This is a genomic window from Ketobacter alkanivorans (assembly GCF_002863865.1).
Classification (GTDB): Bacteria; Pseudomonadota; Gammaproteobacteria; order Pseudomonadales; family Ketobacteraceae; genus Ketobacter; species Ketobacter alkanivorans.
Genome location: NZ_CP022684.1, coordinates 4,498,106 through 4,523,479, shown reverse-complemented (window position 1 = coordinate 4,523,479; position 25,374 = coordinate 4,498,106). Strand labels below are relative to the sequence as shown.

General features: G+C 51.0%; 20 protein-coding genes. 11 read left to right on the top strand and 9 right to left on the bottom strand.

Annotation, left to right across the window (positions count from 1 at the left end; translation table 11 throughout):
* Positions 1–38 precede the first annotated feature (38 nt).
* Entirely contained in the window at positions 39–968 is a 930-nt protein-coding gene (locus Kalk_RS19360) for a LysR family transcriptional regulator (RefSeq protein ID WP_101895822.1), read from the top strand.
* Here Kalk_RS19360 and Kalk_RS19355 read toward each other — a convergent pair.
* Both Kalk_RS19355 and Kalk_RS19350 read right to left on the bottom strand, forming a co-directional pair.
* A complete protein-coding gene (locus tag Kalk_RS19355; RefSeq protein ID WP_101895821.1) occupies positions 965–2,590 on the bottom strand; it encodes an ATP-binding protein in 1,626 nt (541 codons plus the stop codon). The two genes, Kalk_RS19360 and Kalk_RS19355, sit on opposite strands and share 4 nt — an antisense overlap.
* Positions 2,591–2,626: 36 nt before the next feature.
* Positions 2,627–3,367, bottom strand: a complete 741-nt coding sequence (locus tag Kalk_RS19350) for a response regulator (protein WP_101895820.1) — start codon at positions 3,365–3,367, stop codon at positions 2,627–2,629.
* A 468-nt stretch (positions 3,368–3,835) separates the two neighbouring features.
* Here Kalk_RS19350 and Kalk_RS19345 point away from each other — a divergent pair, with 468 nt between their 5' ends.
* Positions 3,836–4,411: a DNA-3-methyladenine glycosylase I gene (locus Kalk_RS19345; protein WP_101895819.1), complete on the top strand. Its 576-nt coding sequence runs from the start codon at positions 3,836–3,838 to the stop codon at positions 4,409–4,411.
* Positions 4,401–4,637 carry a TM2 domain-containing protein gene (locus tag Kalk_RS19340; protein ID WP_101895818.1) on the top strand — a complete coding sequence of 79 codons (237 nt, stop codon included), beginning with the start codon at positions 4,401–4,403 and terminating at the stop codon, positions 4,635–4,637. Before Kalk_RS19345 ends, Kalk_RS19340 begins: the two co-directional genes overlap by 11 nt.
* Before the next feature lie 16 nt (positions 4,638–4,653).
* On the opposite strand, the gene Kalk_RS19335 is transcribed toward Kalk_RS19340, so the two are convergent.
* Both Kalk_RS19335 and Kalk_RS19330 read right to left on the bottom strand, forming a co-directional pair.
* Positions 4,654–5,931, bottom strand: coding sequence for a serine hydrolase domain-containing protein (locus Kalk_RS19335; protein ID WP_101895817.1), 1,278 nt, complete (start codon positions 5,929–5,931; stop codon positions 4,654–4,656).
* The gene (locus Kalk_RS19330) at positions 5,931–6,254 is read right to left on the bottom strand and encodes an ArsR/SmtB family transcription factor (protein WP_199767965.1); all 324 of its coding nucleotides are present in this window, start codon (positions 6,252–6,254) and stop codon (positions 5,931–5,933) included. The genes Kalk_RS19335 and Kalk_RS19330 overlap by 1 nt, the downstream gene beginning before the upstream one ends.
* Positions 6,255–6,480: 226 nt before the next feature.
* Here Kalk_RS19330 and Kalk_RS19325 point away from each other — a divergent pair, with 226 nt between their 5' ends.
* The 6 genes from Kalk_RS19325 to Kalk_RS19300 all read left to right on the top strand — a co-directional run bounded on the left by Kalk_RS19325 (position 6,481) and on the right by Kalk_RS19300 (position 15,242).
* Entirely contained in the window at positions 6,481–7,278 is a 798-nt protein-coding gene (locus Kalk_RS19325; RefSeq protein ID WP_101895816.1) for an alpha/beta hydrolase, read from the top strand.
* A gap of 180 nt (positions 7,279–7,458) precedes the next feature.
* Complete coding sequence (gene tcdA, locus Kalk_RS19320; RefSeq protein WP_101895815.1) at positions 7,459–8,265, top strand: tRNA cyclic N6-threonylcarbamoyladenosine(37) synthase TcdA; 807 nt, start codon at positions 7,459–7,461, stop codon at positions 8,263–8,265.
* 50 nt (positions 8,266–8,315) lie between these two features.
* Positions 8,316–9,986, top strand: a complete 1,671-nt coding sequence (locus Kalk_RS19315; protein ID WP_158643597.1) for a M12 family metallo-peptidase — start codon at positions 8,316–8,318, stop codon at positions 9,984–9,986.
* A 123-nt stretch (positions 9,987–10,109) separates the two neighbouring features.
* Positions 10,110–11,321 (top strand): GAF domain-containing protein, encoded by a 1,212-nt coding sequence (locus tag Kalk_RS19310; protein WP_101895813.1) that lies wholly within the window; start codon positions 10,110–10,112, stop codon positions 11,319–11,321.
* 326 nt (positions 11,322–11,647) lie between these two features.
* Entirely contained in the window at positions 11,648–11,857 is a 210-nt protein-coding gene (locus tag Kalk_RS19305; RefSeq protein WP_158643596.1) for a hypothetical protein, read from the top strand.
* 163 nt (positions 11,858–12,020) lie between these two features.
* Positions 12,021–15,242, top strand: a complete 3,222-nt coding sequence (locus Kalk_RS19300) for an adenylate/guanylate cyclase domain-containing protein (protein ID WP_101895811.1) — start codon at positions 12,021–12,023, stop codon at positions 15,240–15,242.
* A 9-nt stretch (positions 15,243–15,251) separates the two neighbouring features.
* Here Kalk_RS19300 and Kalk_RS19295 read toward each other — a convergent pair whose 3' ends face one another.
* Positions 15,252–18,191 (bottom strand): Dyp-type peroxidase domain-containing protein, encoded by a 2,940-nt coding sequence (locus Kalk_RS19295; protein WP_101895810.1) that lies wholly within the window; start codon positions 18,189–18,191, stop codon positions 15,252–15,254.
* Between the two features lie 20 nt (positions 18,192–18,211).
* Complete coding sequence (locus tag Kalk_RS19290) at positions 18,212–18,805, bottom strand: hypothetical protein (RefSeq protein ID WP_101895809.1); 594 nt, start codon at positions 18,803–18,805, stop codon at positions 18,212–18,214.
* Between the two features lie 296 nt (positions 18,806–19,101).
* Between Kalk_RS19290 and Kalk_RS19285 the strand changes: the two genes are divergently transcribed.
* Complete coding sequence (locus tag Kalk_RS19285; protein ID WP_101895808.1) at positions 19,102–21,501, top strand: hybrid sensor histidine kinase/response regulator; 2,400 nt, start codon at positions 19,102–19,104, stop codon at positions 21,499–21,501.
* Here the strand turns inward: Kalk_RS19285 and Kalk_RS19280 are convergent.
* Genes Kalk_RS19280 through Kalk_RS19270 form a run of 3 tightly spaced genes read right to left on the bottom strand, consistent with a single transcriptional unit; the run spans position 21,490 to position 23,793 of the window.
* A complete protein-coding gene (locus Kalk_RS19280; RefSeq protein ID WP_101895807.1) occupies positions 21,490–22,803 on the bottom strand; it encodes an ATP-binding protein in 1,314 nt (437 codons plus the stop codon). The genes Kalk_RS19285 and Kalk_RS19280 overlap by 12 nt on opposite strands.
* Positions 22,804–22,815: 12 nt before the next feature.
* The gene (locus Kalk_RS19275) at positions 22,816–23,490 is read right to left on the bottom strand and encodes a response regulator transcription factor (RefSeq protein ID WP_101895806.1); all 675 of its coding nucleotides are present in this window, start codon (positions 23,488–23,490) and stop codon (positions 22,816–22,818) included.
* A gap of 6 nt (positions 23,491–23,496) precedes the next feature.
* Complete coding sequence (locus Kalk_RS19270; RefSeq protein ID WP_101895805.1) at positions 23,497–23,793, bottom strand: PepSY domain-containing protein; 297 nt, start codon at positions 23,791–23,793, stop codon at positions 23,497–23,499.
* A gap of 596 nt (positions 23,794–24,389) precedes the next feature.
* On the opposite strand from Kalk_RS19270, the gene Kalk_RS19265 reads away from it, so the two are divergent.
* Positions 24,390–25,355, top strand: coding sequence for a YbgA family protein (locus Kalk_RS19265; RefSeq protein WP_101895804.1), 966 nt, complete (start codon positions 24,390–24,392; stop codon positions 25,353–25,355).
* The last annotated feature ends 19 nt before the right edge of the window (positions 25,356–25,374 follow it).

The window sequence follows — 25,374 nt, the reverse complement described above, 5'->3', positions numbered from 1 at the left end:
GATATCCAAGCTCGCAAACGCACCTCGACGATCCCATTATGGCACGCATAGAAGTCAAACACCTTCGCACACTATCAGCCCTAAGGGACTGCGGCAGCCTAGTAGACGCAGCCCAACAGGTACATCTGACTCAGTCAGCCCTTTCCCACCAACTTAAAGAGCTGGAGGATCGTCTGGGGCAACCTGTGGTGATCCGAAAATCCAAGCCCATTAAGTTTACCAAGAGCGGTGAGCGCCTTTTGCAGTTGGCTGATCAGATGTTGCCTGCTGTAGAACAGGCAGAACAGGATATAGTGCGCATGGCGGAAGGCAAACAGGGGCGCCTGCATATCGCCATCGAGTGCCATAGCTGCTTTGACTGGCTAATGCCCACCATCGATGAATATCGTGAAGACTGGCCAGATGTGGAAATTGATCTGATCAGCGGCTTCAACTTTGATCCACTGCCGGCGCTGGCTCGGGCGGAGCTGGATCTGGTGATCACATCCGATCCACAAAATTTACCCGGCATTCGTTATGTGCCGCTTTTTCAATATGAAGCGCTGCTCTGTGTCGCCAAAGATCATGACCTTGCTAAAAAGCCTGTCATCACACCGCAAGATCTTGCCACTGAAACCCTGATTACCTATCCGGTTGAACACTCCAGGCTGGATGTATTCAAATACTTTTTGTTACCCGCCAATGTACTGCCCACCCACATTCGTACAGCCGAATTGACCATTATGATCATTCAACTGGTGGCGTCCGGGCGCGGAGTATGTGCCTTGCCTAACTGGGGCATCACTGACTATCTGGAAAAAGGCTATGTTGTGGCCCGATCATTGGGAGAGGATGGTATTTGGACGAACCTCTATGCTGCCATCCGGGACGATCACGCCGACGCCCCGTATATGGAGGAGTTTATTAACACGGCCAGAGAGTGCAGCCAAAGAAATCTTCGCGGGATTCTGGAACCAGAAGAGTTTTAATTCGATTCCCGCAGGCTTTGCAAGCGGGGCCACAGGAAACTGAATTTTGCTCCGCCAAGCTCACTTTCGCCCACCCGCACACGGCCACCGTGCCAATAGGCGATGCGATTCACGATGGACAAACCCAGCCCATAACCACCCGAGGCACGGGTGCGGCTGTCATCCAAGCGGGTAAAGGGCTGGAATACACGCTTGCGATCAGACTCCGGAATACCAGGCCCATCATCGTGCACATCAATGCGGAACACATCCCCCATGGCAGAGAACGTGATTTCAACCCGGCCCTGGGCATAACGCAATGCATTGCCCACCAGGTTCTGCACCACCCGATGCACATAGCGCTCTTCGCCTTCTGCGTAACAGCGCTCTTCCGGCAGATCCGGTGGCACATACACCACTTGCTTATCACCGGACAGCGCTTTGCTCTCCTGCTCTACTCGACGCATCAGTGCATCCAGGTCGATCATCACAAAATCAAGAACCGGCGTACCCTCTTCCAGCTTCGAGTATGTAAGGATTTCATCAATCAGTTTGTCCAGTTGCTCGATATCCAGATCAATCAAGTCAACCTGCCGCAGACGCTGTTCATCGTTATCGGCGTCGATCAGCATTTCCAGGCCAAATCGAATCCGCGCCACCGGGGTGCGCAGCTCGTGAGATACGGCTCGGGTCAATTCCTTTTGTGAATTCAGTAAGCGCTGAATGTGCTCGGTCATACCATTGAGCGTACCTGCCAACTGACCAATCGCATCGGATCCTTCCACAGGGGCTCGAGCATTCAGATCTCCGCCCCGTATGCGTAATACCGCTTTTTCCAGATTAGAGAGGCGGTTCTCCAACGGCTTCACCAACAGATAGACTGCAAAGCCCACCATACCCAAAGCAATCACCACCATCACCGCCATCAGCTCAAACGGATACCAGTTGAACATGTTCTGGGGGCCAAGCTGCAACACTTCACCGGTTTCGTTCAGCAGTTTATACGCGGTAATTTGCGTGTTGTTGCCACGGTTGCCCTCAAAATTGACTACGGCCTGCTCTTCATTGAACAAGCGATGCTTTTTGTCATCATCCAGCTTCACTTCAAAGGGAGCGATTCTGCGGACAGGAAACCCAAAAACTTTGTTGATACGTGCGAGCTGACCATTCCATTGATCCACCGGATAACGGGATAGGTACTGGGCAACCAGCTCCGCCGTTCCCCGGCCCTGCTGCTCCGTAAGATATTCGCCTCGTGCCACCAGATAACGCACCGAGTCGCGATCAGGAATAGCGACAATGGCTTCACCTTCTCGATTAAATTCATCGATCAGCCGCAACAGAACCTTGTTTTCACTCAGCTCGTTCTCTTCCGAAGGAGACAGCTCCACAGCACTGCGATCCACCAGCTGCATCTGGGCATCCAGTAAACGGCCGACCTCCTCAACCCAGCGGGATCGATAATCCTCAGGCTGATTCTGGGTCAGCTCAGCGATCAGCTGAACAGGCCCAGTCACCAGCGTGGTGCGGAAATACTGCAGGCGGAAAAAATTGATGGCCTCGAGCGACAGGTAGAAGACAACCCCGATCACAAGACAGACCAAGACCATGCCACCGTATATTCGAAGAAAAATACTGTTCAAACGCGTTCAACCTTCGCAACAGAACGAAGCATCAGCTCAGGTAAGATCCCGCACAAACAGGTAGCCTTTGCTTCTGACCGTTTTGATACGACGGGGATTCATAGGGTCATCGCCCACCTTGGGACGAATCCGTGACACGCGCACATCAATAGAACGATCCTGGCCATCATACTGAATACCGCGCAGGCGTTCGAAGATTTCCTCCCGTGACAAGATGGTGCCGGCATTTGAAGCCAGTAGCCATAACAAGTCGTACTCGGCGCTGGTCAGGTCAACCGCCTCACCTCCCAACCATACTTCACGGGCGCTGTTATCAATGACCAGATCACCAAACTCAAGGCGGTTCTGCGTAGATTCGTTGCCGTTTTTCTCTTGCTGTGCATCGGCGCTATCAGAGCGTCGCAGCAATGCGCGAATACGGGCCAACAGCACTCGAGGCTTAACCGGTTTTGCGACGTAATCATCGGCGCCCATTTCCAGGCCCAGCACCTGATCCACATCATCGGTACGGGCAGTCAGCATGAGAATGGGTTTTCTGAATTTGTCGCGTACGCTTTTGCACACCTCCAGTCCATCTGCGCCGGGCAACATCAAATCCAGCACTACAATATCCGGCTGGCGATCTATGATGGCGCCAATGGCAACACTGCCATCGCCAATAACTTCGACCCTTAATCCATTGCTACGAAGGTATTCTGCCGTAAGCTCCGCGAGACGCTCGTCATCTTCGACGATAATCACATAGGGCTGGGTACTTTCTGTGGTATCTGTGCGCATGTGCAGCGACCTCTTGAACCTGCTATCTCTATAAAAATATTATGTTTTTTTAACGACTTAGATACAAAGATAGGTTGTATACGACATCTGTGCCAGTTTTATCAAGCACAGCCGTGAAATAATGATCCATAGGGTATAACAGCAGCTACTAATTGATCTAGGTAATTATTTCTTATCCCACAGGAATCACACACTTTATCCACAGCTTTTCCACCCCGGATCGCCTTGATAAGACCCTAAACACGCACTATCTTGTATTTCTATAGTTATCAAGCAACAAGATATAGTGCTACCTCCTAAGCTTTACGCTATACCCAAAATAACTATAACAACCGAAAACCGCGCTAATCATGCCCTGCCTCGTCCCCGCGATGGCGGGGCTTTTTTTGCGTAGTGCCAACAACTGGTATTGGAGTTAACGCTGCAATTTTGGTTATGATGCGTGTCTGCCTTGAAATGGGATACACAATGACGATACAGCGTTGCGACTGGTGCGGTGATGATCCGCTTTATCAGCATTACCACGATCATGAGTGGGGGCTACCCACCTATGACGACCCCACCCTGTTTGAATTTCTGCTGCTGGAAGGTGCCCAGGCGGGGCTTAGCTGGATCACCATTCTGCGTAAACGGGAAAACTATCGCGCCGCTTTCGATCAATTTGATCCGCAAAAAATTGCCCGCTACACACCCAGGAAAATCGAGTCCCTTCTGCAAAACCCGGGCATCGTTCGCAATCGTTTAAAGGTAGCAAGCGCTGTGCGCAATGCTCAAGCCTACCTCAACATTCTTGAACGGCATGATTCGTTCTCTGACTACATCTGGCAATTTGTCGATGGTGAGCCCATTCAAAACAAATGGAAGACCATGAAACAAGTCCCTGCCTCTACCCAAGAATCGGACGCCATGAGCAAGGCGCTGAAAAAAGAGGGTTTCAATTTTGTAGGCAGCACCATCTGTTACGCCTATATGCAATCCATGGGCATGGTGAATGATCATTTGACCAGCTGCTACCGATTCAAGGAATGCCAGAATGCCCGCTGAAGGTAAGCGTATTAGATCCCGCCGCAAGATCTTACCAGCACTGCTACTGTGCCTGGTATTCGGTTTTTTTGGCACACATCGCTTTTATACCGGTAAAGTGGGCACCGGCATTTTACAGATGCTAACACTGGGAGGTTTAGGGCTGTGGGTGCTGATTGATGCTGTAATCCTGATATCGGGAAAGTTCAGGGACGCAGAAGGCGCCCCATTGAAGGACTGGGCGTGATAACTATCGAGCCTGATTAATTTACCAGATCATAAAATCGATCGGTGATGATGTTTTGAAGCGGCCCCCGCTTGCCTTCGACTCGCTCTGCACAGCGTATAATGGCGCCGTTTAACCGCATGATGCGAGTATCTCCAAAAGGTGATGTTCCACCCCCACCATTGACGATAAACCCGGCCCCTAAACGGCGCGAGGGATCGCACCATGCGCCAGATCCACCCCAACCAAAATGGCCGAATGCGTCTGGTGTTCTTGGGCCTGTGGTGAATACGCGGTGAAAACCAAGGCGCCAATGCATAGGGATGGGCACCACTTTATCTACGCGTCGGCTTTGTATCTGCGCCATGGCACGCACGCGCTGGGGTGACATGATGCGCACACCATCCAGCTCACCGCCTTCGGCCACTGCGCTGTACATACGCGCCAGGGAGCGTGCGGTAAACATGCCATTGGCTGCGGGAATACAGCTCTTGACCACTCGTGGATCGTTAAAACTGAAACGCCCGATACCTCTGGGGGCCAAGCCGGCGGCAAAATCGCCAGGGTCCAGACCCACCATACGAAAGGCTCCATTAATCATCTGTCCCTGAGCCTGCCTCACAAGACTGGCCTTGCGCTTGCGTCGCGGCTGACCTGATCTTTCTCGGGATTCCGGAGCCTGATTTGCCAGTAACGCCCGCCGCTGCATTTGATCTTCGGGCAACCCCACATACATCCCATCCAAGCCCAACGGACCCGCCAGCAATTCAAACAACAGCTCAGAAAAGGGTTTACCTGTTACCCGGCTCATCACCTCCCCCAGCAACCAGCCATAGGTAAGGCCATGATAACCGTGGGCTGCACCGGGACGATGGCTCGGCGTTGCCTTTTCCAGCGTATCGATCATTCGCTCCCAATCGACCATATGCATGGCGTCGTCGATCATGCCACGAATATCGTAGAGTCCACTTTGATGACACAGCAGATGCCGAATGGTGATGTCATGTTTGCCTGCACCATGAAATTCCGGCCAATAATAGGAGACAGGCCGGTCATACTCGATCAAGCCACGATCCACCAAGATGTGCATCATGACCGAGGCCACGCCTTTTGTGGTAGAGAAAGACAACGCCAGGGTGTCTTCCAGCCAAGGGTTGCCATCGTGATCCCGCTTTCCTGCCCAGATATCCACCACGCTTTGCCCTTGATGATATACCGCAAGGGCTGCCCCACTTCTGCCATCATCTGAGATCTGACTGATGAACTCGGACGCTACCGCACTGAATCCAGGGTGCACATAACCTTGATATTGCATCACTCATTCACCTCTTGCCTGGTGGGTATCATATCGGGTCGGAAAAAACGATGTAGATAATCGCACATGCTTTCATTCAGATAGCAGGTGAGAAACTTGCCGTTACGTTCGACTCGTATCAGCTCGGCGTTGACCAACTCCTTAATATGGTGAGACACCGTAGGGGCCCCCACATTCAGGGAATTGATGAAATCCGTAAGGGCGCAGCCTGCCAACGCCTGGGATGACAAAGTACGGCGCTCCATGATCTCCAAATAAATTTGCAATCTGTTTGGATGAGACAGGGCCTTAAAGGCATTGGCCAATTTGCGATGATCTACCAAACCGCTACTCCAAAGGGTTTATAGTTCGACAAGTATAAAACTATATCCTATCCACTGCACCCCCTGCCCTTTTCATCACTCAGCAACAAATTTCCTTGATGTGGGCAACGTGCGTACTTCATACAAGCATTTTGCTGAGGGCTGGCCTAATTTTCCCTCTGCGAGCAAAAAAAATACGGCCCGCACCCGTCTATACGAATAACAAAAAGCAAATTAAGGTGAAACTATGAACATACATCCCCTGAAGTTCCTGATCACGCTGATCCCCATTGCATTGCTGGCGGGTTGCGGCGGAGGCTCCGACTGTTACTACAATATGGATTCTTATGGCTCTGTCAGTTCCGCCAGGGTATTTTACCCCTGCGGTATGGAAAACAGCTCCGAACTTCACCATGTCACAACCCTGTCCGGCGGCCTATCAAACACTAAGGAGAACATGTACTGGTTGGCAGGCCACCTGGTAGAAAACAACGATATGGTGGTATTTGCCATCAGCGCCAGTAGCAACACCAGTGTAGGCAACTATGAACGGGCCCATAAAAGCGCTGTGGAAATGATCGAAAGCGAGCGCAACAACCCAGCCAGCCCGCTTTACTTGCGCCTGGATAAACTGGCTCTGATGGGGTACTCCATGGGAGGTGGTGCCGTGTTGAATGCAGCCCACGACCTGGGCTCTGAGGTGGATGCCGTGGTTGCCATGGCACCTTGGGAGCCGTCTGTGTTCCTCGGCGACGTGACAGCCGATACGCTGGCCATTGTCGGTGAAAACGATATTGTTGCATCACCTGCCTACGCCGAAGGCGCTTATGGCAACCTGCCTGATGGCATTAACAAGGCCTTCATGAAACTGGACAATTTTGGCCATCTGCAATGGGTGGGCAATACCGGCAGCAGCACCAACACCGTTGCAGCCAAACAGATGATCAGTGCATGGGTCGACTACAACCTGAATGGGAGCGGAAGTGCGCTGAACTCACTTCTGAATCCACCTTCCGCTGTAAAAGTGAATGAGAACAACCTGTAGCACTCTGAATAGTTTGCTCAGTTCGCTCCCTGGACCGGACTGAGCAGTTAGGGCACATCTCCGATATAGATCGCCCCCCGTCATCCCGCTTACCACACTTGCAGCTACTTTCCGGGCGCTTTACCCCCTATAATGCGCGACTTTAACCTCGATCAACCACTTTAGTTAGCCGAGCCCAACATGCTCCCAGACAGTTACCAAAACCGCTTTGGCGGCATTGAGCGCCTGTACGGTGCTGGCACCTTATCCATTCTTCAGCAAGCCCACGTATGCGTTGTCGGTATCGGCGGGGTCGGCTCCTGGGCTGCAGAAGCTCTTGCCCGCTCCGGCGTAGGAGAAATCACCCTTATCGATATGGATGATATCTGCATTTCCAACACCAATCGCCAGATCCACGCCAGCGACGGGCACTACGGTCAACTTAAGGTGGAGGTCATGGGGCAGCGACTTCGAGCCATCAACCCAGACATAAAATGTCACGAAGACATGGACTTTGTGACCGCATCCAATGTCGCCGACAAAATGGGCAAACATTTCGATTTTGTGCTGGATGCCACCGACAGCGTCAAGCACAAAGTAGCCATGATTGTGTACTGTAAACGCAACAAAATCCCTATCTACGTGGTAGGCAGCGCGGGAGGCCAGACCGACCCAACCCGCATTCACTACGCCGACATCACCCGCGCCGAACAAGATCCCTTATTGGCTTTGGTGCGCAAGAAGCTGCGCCAGGAGCATGGGTACAGCAGCAATCTGAAACGCCGTTTCAGCATCGAGTGCGTGTACTCCGACGAGCCCGTAATGTTCCAACAACCCGATGGCAGCGTATGCTCAACACGCCCCTCCACAGGCACTGACTCCAGCGTACGACTGGACTGCGCAGGGGGCATCGGGGCATCCACCTGCGTCACCGCCAGCTTTGGTTTTGTGGCCAGTTCACGTATCATCAGAAAACTATTGGATAAGGCCCACCAAACTAAGTCATAGTTGGGGGTATACAAGGCAGTATGAAAACCAGGCAGTTGAGAATATATCTAATGATGTCGAATACAATAAGAGTCGTCTTTACCGTTACCTCCCTACTGCTGATGCTTTTATCAGCCTCTATCAAAGCCAGCACCGTGTATTACGTGCTCGTCGACAACCAGCCGTTAGCACTGCTTCTCACAGCCAAGGACGTTAGCCAATATGGCGCTGTGGACCTAGCGGAAAATGACCGTTTTTATGATGTGCAAGTGCAGGATGATCCTCAAAGCAAGGGGCGATTAGCCTACATTGATGGACAATGGCAGGGCCTGTTATTGCGCAATGGTGCAATGCACCTGCTTAACAATGTGACGACAGACCCACAACACCTGACAAGCGATTCCAAACTGAATGCACAAAAACTGGAGCAGGATCTCAACCTCGGTGCCTGCGGTGTGGCATCCATCATGCCAACCCAAAGTGCCAGTGAAATCAATCTGCGCAGTTTGAATCCTCAAGCAACCCGAATCAATTACGATAGTTTCTGCCTGGAGCGGGTAGGCGGTGTCTGCCTGGTTGCCGAACTCACCATGGTATTCGATACAGCGTTCAGCACCGAGTTTGGTGCCAGCTATCAGTCCCAGGCTATTGCCATTGTGGAGAACGTAGACCTTATCTATCGAAACAACTTCAACATCGCCTTTAACCGACTGCAAATGGCGTTCGGCTCAGGCGATATTTTCGACAATACCACCGACAGTGAAGCGCTGTTGGATGATATTGCAGAGAAACGCTATTACGATGAAACCGACCCATTTGACCCTAACGAGCAGTCAATCATGCACTTGGTTACCGGTCGCAGCTTCGATGGCACAACCGTTGGCATCGCAAACGGCCCGTTATACGATAATTATCCCACCCCCTACTACCCTGTAATGTGTACTTATGCAGCAGTAGGCACATCCCAGATTTTTCCATCAAGCTCTAACGTGGCAACCTATACATCGCTGATCGTGGCCCATGAAATTGGCCACAACTTTGGTTTCGTGCACGATGGTGCACCGGGTGAAGGCGCTGACAGCTGCTCCTCAAGCAGCTATATAATGGGGGCGCAACTAAACCTCGGTGCCAGCCGGTTTTCCACTTGCTCCCGCGAAACGCTGAGATCTAATATCAATGGTATCGGCAGCATCGCAGGCACCGACATTGAACGATGCTTCGACTTTCCTACCGATCAATCCATCAGCGCTGATGCCTGCAACCCTTATGCAGCCGAAGCAGAAGACGAGTTTATCAATCGCTACACCATCACCAACCGATCCAGGCGTGCCCAGTCTACCAACATGGAAGTCACCGGCAGCATCACCAGCTCTGCCACCTACTTATCTGCGAGCCTGGATGGAACCCCCTGCACGCTCAGCAACGGCAATACCACCTACACTTGCACCATCAACGGTGCCAGCTCCCACACCCTCGAACTTGGCATTCAAAGTGCGGTACCCGATGTCACCATGAGCCATCAAGTGGCGACCCTCACCACCGACCAATACGAAGTCAATCCGGGCAATAACCAGCTCAGTGAGAGCGTTACCTTCCCCAGAGCAAGTGACTGCACCCCACGCTCTGAGCCGGAGCTTGAAAGCCGCGGCGGTGGTGGCGGTGGTGGCGGTGGCAGCCTCGGCTGGCTCACCCTGGGACTATTGCTTTTGCTACCTATCAGGAATTTCGTTGCTCGTGACTAACGTCACAATATTGCTCAAACTACGAGCAGGGATTATGTCTAAGTGAGCAATTTAACACTGGGGAACGCCTGAAGTCGTCATCACGTACTAAACTGATGACATCAGCTCATTCAGGAGTCCCCCATGGCCATTTTCCATCAAGACGCTTTCTTCTGGCGTCTTATTAACCTGACACGCTCCCTTTCCACTGAAACGGACAAATGGAAGCTGTTCAGCAGCATCCTCAATGAATGCCAGCAAATCACCCACTGCGATGGTGCCACGCTCTATTTGCTGGAAGAAGACGAAGCCGGTCCACGATTGGACTACGCCATGATTCAGAACAACTCTCTGGGTCTCAGTCAAAAATTCTGCGAACCCGGACAGTCTGCGCTAACGCCAATTCAGATCCACGATACCGACTCCGACAACAACCAGACCCACAGCATTGCGGCCTATTGCGCCCTGCAAGGCAAATCGGTGTGCGTAGAAGACGTGTATAGCTCCAATCAATTCAACATCAGCGGCATCAAATCCTTTGACGACCTGTTTGATTATCGGACCCGTTCAGTGCTGTCAGTCCCGATTATCAAACCCAACAAGCGCGTACTGGGCGTCATCCAGCTTGTTAACCCGCAAAACCCCTTGTCAGGCACAGTGGCGCACTACTCCGACAGTCAGATCTCTGTCATCGAAGCGCTGGCAGCGCTACTGGCAACGATTCTGGAAAGCGCTAAGCTCGAGCACGCGGAGGGGGAGCTCTTGGTGCGTCTGTCTCAACCGAAACAAACCGACGCCATCTTCGAACGGGTGCTGGATGAAGCCATGCGCGCAACCAAAGCCGACGGCGGCACCATCTACTGGTTCCGGCAGGATGCCCCTGCCCGCCTGGAATTTGTCGCACTGAAGAACTCCTCCCTTAACCTGTCATATAGTGCGCTGGAATCCGCAACACAGGACATCGCCCCGCTGCTACTCACAGAGAACGGCGAACCCAACCTGCAGAATGTGGCCACCTTCACCGCCATCAGCAAGCAGGTGGTCAACATTGATGATGCCTATAACAACACCACATTTGATTTCTCCGGGATGAGGAACTTCGACCAGCAGTACAACTATCACTCGAAATCTTTCCTCAGCGTGCCACTGCTCAATCATGCCCAGGAAGTCATCGGGGTTATGCAACTGATCAATGCCCGCAATACGTTCACTCAAGAGATTATTCCCTTCTCTCCCACCCTGGAACCACTGGTGAATGGCCTGGCATCTTACGCAGCCATGACGCTGGAAAACGACATGCTGGTGCATGGGCAACCCGATCAGCCGCAAACCCGGTCTGGCGCGGGGCAAAAGTGATCACAACATAACCCATTCTGCAATTTTGGTATTTTTTCACAAAATGCAGCGGTACTTTGCTAATAAAAAACACCGACAAATACTACTACCATGTAAATCAGATGCTTAAGAACACCGCGAGCACCTTCGTTCTTGAGTATCTTCCCTGGGTTTCATATCTGGGGATATCACAACTATGCGAGCACCAACTGGCCATGAGTACGGATGCTCTGGCACGGCCAGTATCGTGTTGGTAAGGGATGCGAGCCCCTTACCAACACTTTTTTAACTCTATAAAATGGGTCCGGCTTATTGGGGATAATACCGAGTTCATTACAGGTAATATCATGCAAGCAGTAAAACTCGACATCCAGTCCGCTCTGGAACAAGCCCAACGCTGGTTACAGTATGAGGGTATTGTCCATGTTCAGGCCTCCCGCACACCCAACGGGCACATCATTGTTGTCCTCACCAACTGCAACCCCGCGGCAATAACCGCCCCGGTTCCGTCTTATTTTTACGGATTTCCTGTGAGTTTTCGCCAAACTACAGGCTGAGCTGCAAGGCTGATTTCAACGATTGGCATCCTAAGTCCCCCGGTTTATACTCAAGGAACATTAATACCACTAGTGCAATAATGATCCCGCTCGCCGAATACTGGGGTCTTAAACGGTGCTTATCCGCTGCGCGAGTCTAAAGGACAGGATTCGAGAGCTTTCTATGCGATGTCAAACTTGTGGGTCTGATAACCCCGCTTTTCACACCTTTTGTTATCAGTGTGGAAGCACATTATCTGTACAGCCTCCCACTGCCGATGGTGCGTTTTCTGCACCTCTGACTAAAGATCTGCAATCCGAGCTGAAAAAAGTCTCCATCCTGTTTGTGGACATCACCAACTCCGTTCACCTGATCCACAAACTGAAAGCCGAAGACAGCGCCGATTACCTGGATCCCACCATTACCACCCTCAAGCAAAACGCCCATCGTTATGGCGGAATGATCAATCGCGTTGACGGTGATGGCATGATGGTGATCTTTGGTGCCCCGGTATCCTATGAAGATCACGCTGTGCGGGCGTGCTACGCAGCCCTGGATATGCTCAAGGCCATACAAGCAGAATTCGAAAACACCCGTATAGCTGTCCGCATAGGCATTCACTCCGGCGAAGTATTAATGAAGCCGTTTTACAATGACTTCTCGGTGGATTATGAAGCCCTGGGGCCAACCGTATACTTGGCCCATCGGATGGAAGTGTTGGCTTCCCCCAACACGGCGGTGATCTCCAAAGAGACTTATCGTGCCGCTCAGAAACTGATCAACGTCATAGAGGTCGGCCCAACCGAGGTAAAAGGGCTGGAAGGCCCGGTAGAGATATACCAAATACAAAGCCGCATCCGACAGGAAGGCGAACACGACAGCAAACTAGGGGATACACCCTTTGTCGGCCGAATCAAAGAACTGAACCTGTTCCGCCAGAACCTGCATGACACTCGTGAACATGGGGGTCGCTGCGTTGCTTTGTGTGCCGAACCAGGAGTCGGTAAATCACGACTTGTTTCACGCTTTTTGCAGGAGATAGACCCAGTTCAGTTCAATATACTCGGCACCGCCTGCGATTCACATAATCGCAGTACAGCCTATCTGCCCTTCTCCGACATCATGCGCTGCTGGCTCAACGTACAGGATTCAGACTCACAATTAGACATCGCCCAAAAACTCAGAGACCGGGTCTCCCACATGAGTGAGACCGTAACCAAGCACCTCTCTGTCTATCATTTTCTGCTGGATCTACCCATACAGAACAAGAGCTGGAACAGTCTGGAGCCGGTACAAAAACGCCAACAGGCGCGCAAAGCATTCCGGGCCCTGCTGGAGGAGCTGGCCAGCCATAAGCCGCTGGTGATTCTGCTGGAAGATTTACATTGGATCGACAGTGAGAGCCAAACCCTGCTGGAACAACTGATCGAATCGATACACGAGCACAGCATCATGTTGATAGTGACCTATCGACCCGAGTACCAGGCCAGCTGGGTTAATGACAATGTTAGCCTCCAGGAACTGAAGCCATTTACCGACCTGGAGTCCAGCGATTACCTGAAAGGTGTACTGGGTAAAGACGGCAGCCTTGCCTCCTTACGCAGCGAAATCGGTAAACGCTGTGAAGGCAACCCACTCTATATTGAAGAAATGATCCATCACCTCATGGACAGCAACTTGATATGGGGCGAGCCGGGACACTACACATCGGGCCTGGACAGCCTGCCGGATTCATTGCCGCTCACCATCCACTCGGTAATATCAACCCGCATTGATCGGCGCTCCAAGCTGGCCAAAAACATATTGCAAGCCGCATCAGCCATTGGACAGCGGTTTTCCACCACCCTGTTAGACTACATCACAGACATCCCCCGTGATTATGCAAAACACGCCATCGACGAACTGGTGGAATCCGGGTTAGTGGTCCAGGTTAACGATTTGATCAATGATGATTACCAGTTTAAACACGCCCTGGTACATCAAGTAACCTATGATTCCATTCCCAGAGAACGCAAGCGACTCACCCACGCCAGCCTGGTCAATGCCATTGAATCGCTTTTCAAAGAGCGCCTCGAAGAACACATTTACCGGTTGGCCGAGCACGCCTACCTGGGCCAGTATTGGCATAAGGCGGTAGAGTACTACCTGAAAGCCTGCTATCACGCCATTGGCCGCTCCTCACATCACCAAGCGGTATTATTACTGGATCGTGGGCTGGAGGCATTGCGCCACCTTCCACTGAACAAGGACACACTGGGCCAGCGAATTGATTTTCTGGCGGTGGGAATGAACGCCCTCATTCCACTGGGTGAACAAGATCGCCTGGTACGCGACCTGAAGGAGGCAGAAAAACTGTGCGATGCCGTGGGTGAACCCAAACGCACATGCTCCATTTTGTGTCAGCTTACCAATGCGCTCTGGATGGTGGGCAAACATGGCGAAGCCTTCACTGCGTCCAGCCGCGCCGTAGAGCTTGCCCACGAAATCCACCACACGCCGTTGCAAATCGCAGCCGATTACAACCTGGCCATGGTGTATCATGCCATGGGGGATTTCGAAGACTGTATCCACCTGGAAAAGCGCATATTGAATGCGTTAACCGGTGATATGGAAGTCAGCCGATTGGGATGGAGCGGCTACCCCAGCGTGTTCTGTCGTACATTTTACGGAAACAGCCTGGTAGAACTCGGACAGCTGACGGAAGCCGAAAAAATGATCCGCAGAGGCATCGAGATTGCCGAAGGCGCACAACACCCCTACTCCAAAGCCATGATTTTTGATACTTATGGCTACTACCTGTTGTCCATTGGCGACTATCAGTCGGCACGCAGCATCCTGGACAGCGCCCTCACCATTTGCGATGAGTTTGCTATCCACACCATGGTACCCGCCGTTTCCGCAAAACTGGGGGAAGCTTTGATCGGCAGCGGAGAACTTACGCTGGCTGAAAAAATATTGGAACACACCGTACAACCGAGCTGTTACCGAAAAGGTGGACGCTATACATGGTTTTACCTGTTCAAGGCCATGGCAGAACTGCAACTGGCGTTAAAAGATTACGATAAGGCACATCTGTATGCTCGCAAGGCCTTCACCATCACAAAAGAAACCAATGAAAAGGCTCATCATGGCTGGGCCTGCCTGACCCTGGCCAAGGTGCACAACGCCATGGATCAACAACTACAGGCCGACAAACTGATCGACATCAGCCTGGATATTGCAAACCAGAAGAACATGGCGTTACTCGGCTTCAACACCGCAACCTACGCAGTCGAACAACTCCAAAAACGGGAGGATCTCGATAACAGTCAGGTGTATCTGGAATTAGCCAGCGAGTTTGCCGTTCGTACCGATCACCGCCTGTTTCAGGATAAACTCAGCCAGCTGAAAGAACGAATAGTGTAGACCGCCACATCAACCACAGCGCAACATCATACTGGCTGGCATACGGTATTTTTCAGTCATAATACCCGCCACCCCAGCCGCTGGCCGAACCTGAGGCAGCCGCAACAGCAGCTTTAACGCCTCCCTGATTTCCAACATAGCAATCTGATGCCCCATACAGGCATGGGGCGTGTCATCCATAAAGATAAAGCGTTCATGCTCTGAACTGACCTTCATGTGTAAATGGCTTCCCAACGTAACCTGAGGTACCAGGCACACCACCGCACCGGCTTCGATATTCAACACTTCGCCAACCGATGTCGTGTACGTAGCCCCATTCGTGCAATAACGCGGCAGCAGTGGAGCAACAGGGTTAATCCGAAGACAGGTAACAATAACCTGGTTCAACGCGGTATCCACCAAGTCTTCCAATGCCGCCCGCTGCTGGTCTTTCGCCCCTAACCATTGGGTAAGCAATGACACCCCCGGTTTATTATCCCGAATCAAAAACTTCAGCCCACCTACCAGATCCTTACCCAAATCCAAGAGGGTTTTTACCACCATAGTGATGCCCTTGGCGGTGGTATCGGTGCTACCTACCATGACCTCAAGCAGGCTCTGCCCCACCGCCTTGACCAAAGCATCACCGGATAACCCATAATCCTGCTTATACATGGAGATAAGCCCCTGCATAAGGGTGTATGATTCAGCACTTGATTCAGTGCCTGCGTTAATGCGCAGCAGAATCTGTTGCTCAAGATGGGGTATCAACTCTGCCGTGGCGTTTTTGGCCAGCCGAGAAATAAAGCCCACGTTGTACTGATTCAAAAACACTTCCAGAAACAACATTCGCACCCAAAACATCAACGTTTGATCCGGCGTGGAGCTGAAACCATAATCAGCATAACGCTGCTGCCACACCCGCGGTAAATCATTAAAATCAGTACGATCATAGAAGTGAGCCAATTGCGTTTTAGACAACAGCTGCCCTGGATCACCCTGCGGTGACGACACACCGTAATACCCATTCAGCACCGCAAGAGGTAAGCGCCGGGCCAGACCTTCCACCAGATCCAACATCCCAGTGCGGGTAAACTCGCTGACAACATCATCCAGTGCAGGCCGCAGAACCGCTTTCAACCTGGCAGCATACCCCTGGGGCTGCAGTCGCTTCCAACTCTGCTGTTTCAATTGCTGGCGATCTGCAGTATCAGCGCGCGATAACAGCATTTCACCCCCTGTTAACCGATAAATACGCTTGGCATAAAGATCATTGGTAAACAGGCTAGGCTGCCCAAGAATGCTCACAACATCGTCTGGGTGTGCAAAATAATAATAAGGCGTTTGCTGAGTGCCTGCCTTAACCCATAGCTTCACAAAACGCTTGCCGCCCATTAGCTGAGCGGCATCCACATAACGGCGGACATCCAATGGATCTCCGTTGTCTGAATCAAAAGGTTCGATATGCTGCTTGGCCATTTGAAACGGATTTAAAGGTTGCGCCAGCCCCGCTATCAACCCCAAGGCCTTCCGGCCGGGGGTAAAGAAATATTCGCCGCCTTTGAGATGCACATACTGCTTCAAGCCAAACTTAGGCTCCTGTTTGCGGCTCAATGTAAATTGACCCGCGTCCTGATCACTGCGACAGCCCACGATGGGATCAAGAATCGGGCCGGTCATATGCATGAAATCACAATTATTGATCCAATTTTTTTGAATAAACTCAAACTGGGAATCGATGCGTGTGTTGTAGCAGAAAAAGTGCAACCCTCTGGGCTCAGCGGACACAGAATCGACACAGGCACCAGGCTCAATAAAGGGGCCATAGGCCATACCACGACGAATAATACGATGCTGATCCACCAGTGCAGTGCCATTGTCCAGCTCCGCATTCAACGTCAACCTCGGGTTCACCCTGCGTACATGAGAGGCAAACGGGCATTGCTCACCATGGGGGTCATCAGCAAAATCAAAGTCGTTCTCTTTAGGGGCAGGCTTGCCATTAATTAGCGGCGTGCCATCCAACTTGCGCCCTACCAGCTTTTCATCCAAACCTGGATCCGATGCACACGTAGTGCGAAAGGCCACCACATCTTGCTCCAGTTTGCGATACACCAAAAACGAACCATTCATGGTTAATCGATTGAACGCAGCGATCGCGGCATCCCGCGCAGGAGGCAATACCGGGTTCAGCCTGCCATCCCCCTGCTCTCGCTGATTCTTCAGGCCCAGTTCATCGTAATATCCCATGACGAACTCACCGGCTGCCAATGGCTCCCAGGGGCCATCGTTGGTTACTTTTTTCCCCGCCACGCCACTACCGGGCATACCATCGTAAATCCGTGGCTGCGAAACACCATCAGCAAAACCGAAGTGCTCCTTAACCTGAAACTGGTGCCGTATCACATGAGCCTGCTCGACACATAAACACTGACTCCCGGGAAACTCCTGGGCCTGCTGCAGTTGGCCAACGCATTCATCCAGACAGGCAAAATGCCTTTGTTGCTCCTCCTCGCTCCACTGTTCCGGCACCACGAAATCCTCAGCCAGCCACGGCATATAATTCACTGCCAGCAATGCATGAACATGGCGACTACCATAGAACCCCTCCCATTTATAAGGGCTATCCTGCCATTGGTCACCGATAAAGGAAGCTCGTTCTGCCATTCCCGCTTTGAACGCAGGTGAAAACTGAGACAACACATCAGCAGGCAACCCCAAACGCACCAGCCCACTGAAAGAAAAAGCGATATTGATAAAACAAGGGTTGTGCAAATGAGCCCCCTGCTTTAAATGGATATCACTGTCCGACAGCAGCAACTGACCAAACGCCCGAGAGGTGATAAAGCGGGAAAAAACCATCGGATCGGTAATCGTCAGAAAAAAGTAGCGTGCAGCGGCAGGGCGTGCACTGCGGATTAGGTGGGCTTGAATATCATCAACTTGAAGCTGGTTTTTCACTGGGGTCACGAATGCACTCCCGTTTCTTGTTATAGGTTCAGATAACTCTGATTTTCCAGCACGAACTGGTCAAAAGCCTCATTAAAAGCACGCTCATCGCGCTTTCTGGTTTGGTGATCCTCAAGAAACCGATCAAAATTGGCTTTAAAGCGGCGCAACGACTGTCTTCTGATCAGAGTTTCATCCGGGATAGCGGCGTAAAAGGCACTGGTCTCCACCTGGTTCGAGGTCACATACCGCCAGAACGCATCGAAATCCCGACACCCTCCTTGAGGATAATCAACGCAGTTATTCCACACCCGATCAATATCGTCCGCGATCAGTGTCGAAAAGTCGCGCAAGTATTGCCACATACTGCCGTCGTAGTTGGAGGTAAATATGAGCTTGTCTTCCCCGGAGCCAGGGTCTGTCCAAATCACCCACCGGGCAAAGTGGATAGTCTGAACCAGCCGTATCGGGGTAGGAATACCCTTGAGTTCCCGGTTCTGAATAGAGTCCAGCACCGATTGCAACCTCTGTTTATAGGTCATTACACCTTCGGAGGTTCTGCCTTTTTTGATTGTCGTGATGATGGTGATTTCATTCACACCACCCAGATAACGAGAATCCTGAACGCTGTCCATTCAGAACATCCTTAAGCTGGTTGAAGAAATATAGCGATAAAAATGAGAACAACTTCACCTTTACGGGTCAATCAAAACACCCGGGGATTAAAATGTAAACAAGTTTCCTGTTTTGTGTATTTTTCGGCTACGCGAGCAAGCTGTATCCAATACTAGAAACAAATGCCTAATAAACGTGCAAAAAATAACATTTTAAATAACTCACTGTGTAAAATTTTTACTACACTTACATCAACTTATGCAATTTGACAGACCAACATGATCTTTCGCATTACGTGCAAAGACCGCCGGGGGGCATGTTGAGAATCCTTTTGATTCAACCCTTGCTGCTGGTATTTTTGCTTAGCTGTAATTTCAGCCTCGCAAGTTCCAACTATGCTCCTATCGGGGCAAAAAACGTTCAAGACATGCGTCTTGGCGGACACCTGCTGTTGCTTGAAGATCCGTCAGGAACGCTCCTGGTGGAAGACCTCCGCTCCCCCGATATCGCCGGACAATTCGAACCGCTTTTCGTTGACACAGCGTATTTGGGTCGCACCCACTCCGTGTACTGGTTTCGCTTTCAACTGGACTTCGATGCACACGATTCCGACGTCGTACTGGAACTGGGTTACCCCCATCTAAAACATATAAGCTTGTTTCGCTTCATTGAAGATGAGCTGGTCGACCAACAAAAATCAGGCTACGGTGACAGCCCCACCAGCACACTCGAATGTTCACGCCCCTGCTTTCTGATACCCGCATCTCAGGGCATCCAGACACTGTATCTAAGAGTCAGCAGTGACTCCCCCCTGTTTGTTCCTATGAGCCTGCGCGACGCCAACCATCAAATGAAGAGCGAACGGACCATGATGGCTTTATCCGCTCTGTTCTATGGTGCGTTTATGGTAATGGGGCTGTTTAACCTGTTTATCTACTTTTCAACCAAGAAGACCAGCTACCTTTACTATGTCGCCTATATCTCCTCTTTGGGTTTGTGGACCTTATCCCACGACGGCCTGCTGAGAGAACTGCTGTTCATGAACAATGCATGGCTGGCATCCTATAAAACCCACTTTATCCTCACATTGCTGTGTGTGTGTATGGGGGCCCTGTTCTGTCAAAAGTTCCTGCAAACCCGGGACAACATGCCCCTGCACCATAAAGCGTTTTCATTTTTGATATTGATGGGTGGCATCGATATCGCACTGATCGTTGTGAACGGCAAAGTATTGCTGCCCAATTCCGCCAATCTCCTGACCATGGTTTTCTGCCTCGTGGGCTTGTCTGCCGGAACAATAGGCTTGCTAAGCGGATTGAAAACGGCGCGTTTCTTTTTGATCGCCTGGCTTTCGGTCATCATAGGAACCGTTTGCTGGGTGCTTACTATCTCTGGCGTGTTTCCTCTCAACAAATTCACGCTGTTCAGTGTTCACATGGGCGCCCTGGTAGAAACCGTTCTACTTGCCCTTGCCCTGGGTGATCGCATCAACGTGCTGCAGGCTGAGCGTATACAGGTAGAGCAAGATGCCAAACGCAAACTGGAGGACAGTAACATCAAGCTAGCCGCCAGCAACCAATTTAAGGATGAGTTTCTATCGACCGTCAGCCATGAACTGCGTACCCCCATGAACGGCATTTTCGGTGCATATGAGTTACTGGAGCACACCGATCTGGACACAGAGCAAGTCAAATATCTCAGCACCATAAGCCGCTCCAGTCGGGACATGATCGGCATGATCGAAAACATACTGACCTATACCCAACTGGAATCAGGCACCGCCACACCCAACAACTACCCGTTCCGTATTAAGGAATGCCTGCAAGAGATGGCAATGCATTATCGTGGCAGAGCCTCCATGCAGGATCTTACATTCGATTTTAACTTGGATAGCAGCATCCCCATCACGCTGGAAGGGGATGAAGACAAATTAAAACTACTGTTGGATCACCTACTGGATAACGCCTTCAAATTTACTGATCAGGGCGGCGTTTGCTTTGAAGTCAGCCTTTTGCAACCCACGGATTCAGATCAAGAGAAGCTGCAGTTTGTGATTCGAGATACTGGCTGCGGTGTCCCGGAATCGTTGCAATCGGACATATTCAATTCATTCAAGCAAGCAGATGGATCGCTGACACGGCGCAAAGGCGGGTTGGGTATAGGCCTCGCGCTATGCCAGAAGATTGTCAACATCCTGGCAGGAAAACTGGAATTCAAATCCGTGGTAAATGAAGGCACTCAAGTAGTTCTGACTCTGCCATTCCGACCAGCAGAGGATCAGTTCCGTCAGGCTAACCAGATATCCCACACGATTAAGCCCGAGAACATCGACATCCTGGTGGTGGAAGATAACTACGTCAACAAGCTGGTGATGGAAGGACAATTACGAAAACTGGGTTTTCAGGTCTACTCGGCCGGTAACGGAAAAGAAGCCGTTGCCATGGTAGAAAAGCGGGAATACGACTTGGTTTTCATGGATTGCCAAATGCCGATTATGGACGGATTTGAAGCAGCCAGACAGATAAGGCTGCTCAACAATCGCAATGCATCGATCCCAATTATTGCCGTTACGGCAAACACCAACCCAGGCGATAGAGAGAACTGCATCGCGGCAGGTATGAACGATTACATCAAAAAGCCGTTTAACCAAGCTATATTGATTGGGGCCATCAACCGTTGGTTAAGTTACGACACCGATCAGGGTTTACCTACTTAACGGCAAGGATATCAAAAAGAGAGCACCTCCCAGCTTAGATCGCTCAATCTGAACAATACCTCCAGACGCCTTCACAATATCAGACACAACCGCTAAGCCGATTCCTTGCCCACTGGCACGCTCATCACGGCGAACACCGCGACTCAGCACCCTTTCCTCTTCCCCGGCAGCAATACCAGGGCCGTCGTCTTCTACCGTAACACGAATCTGGCCCGCCAAAATACGCCCGGTCACACGCACTTTACTGCCGCCGTACTTGCACGCGTTATCCATCAGGTTGCCCAACACCTCCAACGTATCGCCCTCATCCCAGGGCATGCGTAAACCAGGCCTGATATCCTGAACAAACTCAATGGAACGCTCGGCATAGACTTTACCTAACACTGCCACCATGCGCGTATACATATCCAACAATACAGCACCCTGCCCGCTTACCTGAGGAACAGCAGAAATTGCTCTTTTTAACTGATAATTAACGATGTCATCCATGCGTTGTAACTGCTCCTGCAACGCGGGCGTGGCGGATGCGTCATCCAGTCCTTTTAACACGGCCAGAGGAGTTTTCAAGCTATGGGCCAAATTGCCCAAACTGTTCTTATAGCGTTCACGCATGGCACGCTCATGCTCAATTAGCTGGTTAAGATTGCTCACAACCGGCATGACTTCACTAGGATAAATCCGTTCGATCCGGGGTTGACGGCCCTGCTCCACACCATTCAATTCACTGGCCAGACGCCGAAATGGACGAAACCCCAAATTGAGCAGGATAAATACCAGCACAATAGAAAAAAGCACCAATCCTCCCAACCATACCCACAGCGTGTTTTCGAAACTGCGAATCTGTGCCACATAAGGTCGATCCCACTCCCATACAACAAATGTATAGGGTTGGGCTTGCGCATCCTCATCCCAATAAACGCTAATACTGAGCTGGTAATACCTGCTTCCACTTTGATCTTGTACCTGTCGCTCCATCCACTGCCCAGGGTCAGAGTCCTCAACCTCTGGAAACTGCTCCAACAAGGCTGAAGCCGATTTCCACACCACCTCACCTTGATGCCACACCATGGCCACCAAGCCGGAATTAAGTTGATTAAAACGTGGATCAGCTAATGTATCAGGCAGCAGCAAAACACCCTTTTCGAAATCGGCGGCTGCTATGAAGCTGTACAGCTGCAACTTAAGTTGCTCGCTGGCCCGATCTGCGATACTGGACTGAAAAGACTGCCGCAGTATCCAGCCCGCGCTGACGGAAAACATTGCAAGAATCAAGGCGGCAACCAGCACAAAGCGGACGCGCAAAGAGAGCAAACCCTAGCACCCCAGCGCGAAGCGATAGCCCCGCCCACGTAAGGTTTCAATAGGCTTCAGCTGATTATCAGGGTCGAGCTTTTTGCGCAGACGGCCAATAAAAACCTCAATGGTATTGCTATCACGATCAAAATCCTGGGCGTATATATGCTCGGTGAGAACGGTCTTGGAAACCACTTCTCCGGGGCGCAGCATCAAATACTCCAACACTTTGTATTCAAAGCTGGTAAGTTCTACCCGATCACCATTAAGTGAAACCTGCTGACCGGCAGTATCCAATTCAATACCACCCACCGATAACACCGGCTTGGCATGCCCAGCTGATCGCCGAATCAAAGCATTAAGACGCGCCAAAACCTCTTCCATCTCAAATGGCTTAACCACATAATCGTCGGCACCGGCCTCAAGGCCATCCACCTTATCCTGCCAATGCCCTCTGGCAGTCAAAATCAAAATCGGGTAATTGAAATCGTCAGCACGCAACTCACGAATAAGTTCTATTCCGTTTACTTTCGGCAAGCCCAGGTCAATAATCGCAACATCGTAAGCGTATTCTTTGGCGTAATAACGCCCCTCTTCACCATCAGCTGCCAAGTCGACACTGTACCCCTTTTTGGTAAGCGCCACGTTCAACTGGTCTCTTAGATGCTGTTCATCTTCCACCACTAAAATACGCATGCCAATTCACCCCCCAACACTGCCTGTTTCCTTATTTACCATTATGGTTTTAACCCGGCCTTGCGGAAGCAGGACTTTCACTCGATACATCCACCGCCCGTCGCGCTCCTCTTCCGTCACTTTAAGCACTTTGCCACCAGTTTTTTTAACCACCAATGAGGCTGCATCAGATGCCGAAACTTCCGCTAACAAGAAAGGCGCGGCAATCACCGCCGGTGACTGCAACACAACGCACGCAATCACCAAAGCCAGCACCCCCGCCTTGGAAAATCTTGACCTCACCATCCGGTTAAACCATTTCATGAAACAACGTAATCCTACTGATAATCGGCCTACCATAACGCACCCTTTGTGAACTCTCACTGAACTGCCTGCTCTCAATTAAACCATCACACTAAACGAGAAAACAGCAAGCACCTCCCAAACGAAGAAGGTTTTTCTAATTTATTCAATCCCTTACAGATTTCTTGGAAAAGCTGGCACGAGCGTTGCTGTATACAATATGCGAACTATTATTTTACCGCGATTTGCATCGCCCTATTCTTCGCAATGTCCGACTCTTTACGTTTATATGCCTGGAGGCACGTTATGAGCATCAAAGAATCTGCAAACATTCTGTTCGAAATCACTCATCCAGAGCAAGCCGCGGGCTTCTGCGCGTTGAAAGAATACCTCGAGAACATGTATTTCGCTTAACCTTGCTACTCTGTTGTTGTACAAAACCTGACATTTTTTCCCGCCAAACCCTTCAAGCCAGCACTCGCTGGCTTTTTTTTGGTTATTTTTCAGCACGTTACTGAACAAAAGACAACTACAAACAATTCTTGGACACGACATTGACAGAACAACAAAAACAGGTCTATTATGTTCTCGTCTAGGACATAGAGTGGACAACAAACATGTCGATACCAGAAAGAAAGATCCCCGTAGCCATCAGTCGCTGCCTGCTCGGTGACAACGTCAGGTACAACGGTGACCACAAGCACAATCGCTTTTGCACGAGCGTGCTGGCGGACTATTTCGAATTCGTGCCCACCTGCCCCGAGGTAGAAATAGGCATGGGTGTGCCTCGAAAGCCCATCCGATTGGTTGACCTGGACGGAGACATCCGCGCGCTGGAAACCGACGATGCGAGCAAAGACTACACCGATGCGCTAACCGAAAAGGGCGCTTCTTTCACCCAGTCACACAAGCAGATATGTGGTTTCATCGCCACACCAAACTCCCCCAGCTGCGGCGTGTTTGGAGTTAAGCTGTATCTGCCAAACGGAAACCCGATCAATAAAACAGAAGGCCGCTTCAGCGCCGCCTTACGCAAGGCTAACCCTCTGCTTCCCGTCGAGGAATCGGGTCGACTGAACGACGCCGGCTTACGTGAAAACTTCATCATGAGGGTATACACCTATCAACGCTGGTTAGCATTGAAAGAAGCAGGCATTACTCCGAGTGCCATCATCAACTTCCACAGCCGTCATAAGTATCTGTTGATGTCTCACAACTACAACGCTTACAAAGCCTTGGGAAGAATGATTGCAGACATTGGCAGCAGCGATATCGAATTGATCGCAGATGAATATATTCAAACCTTGATGAGCGCAATCTCAGCACCACCGGAGCGGGGCAAGCACTGCAATGTGCTCCAACATCTTATGGGCTACCTGAAGCAAAACATCGATAAGCAAGACAAAAAAGAGCTGCTCAACAGCATAGAAGACTATCGAACTGGCATTGTGCCGCTGATAGTCCCCATTGCGTTGTTACGGCACCATTTCGAGCGCAGTTCTGATCAGCACCAATACCCACTTAATCAGTTCTACCTTGCACCGTACCCCCATGAGCTTGGGCTTAGAAGCCATATTCACTGAAACCCCTATTCAAAGGTTC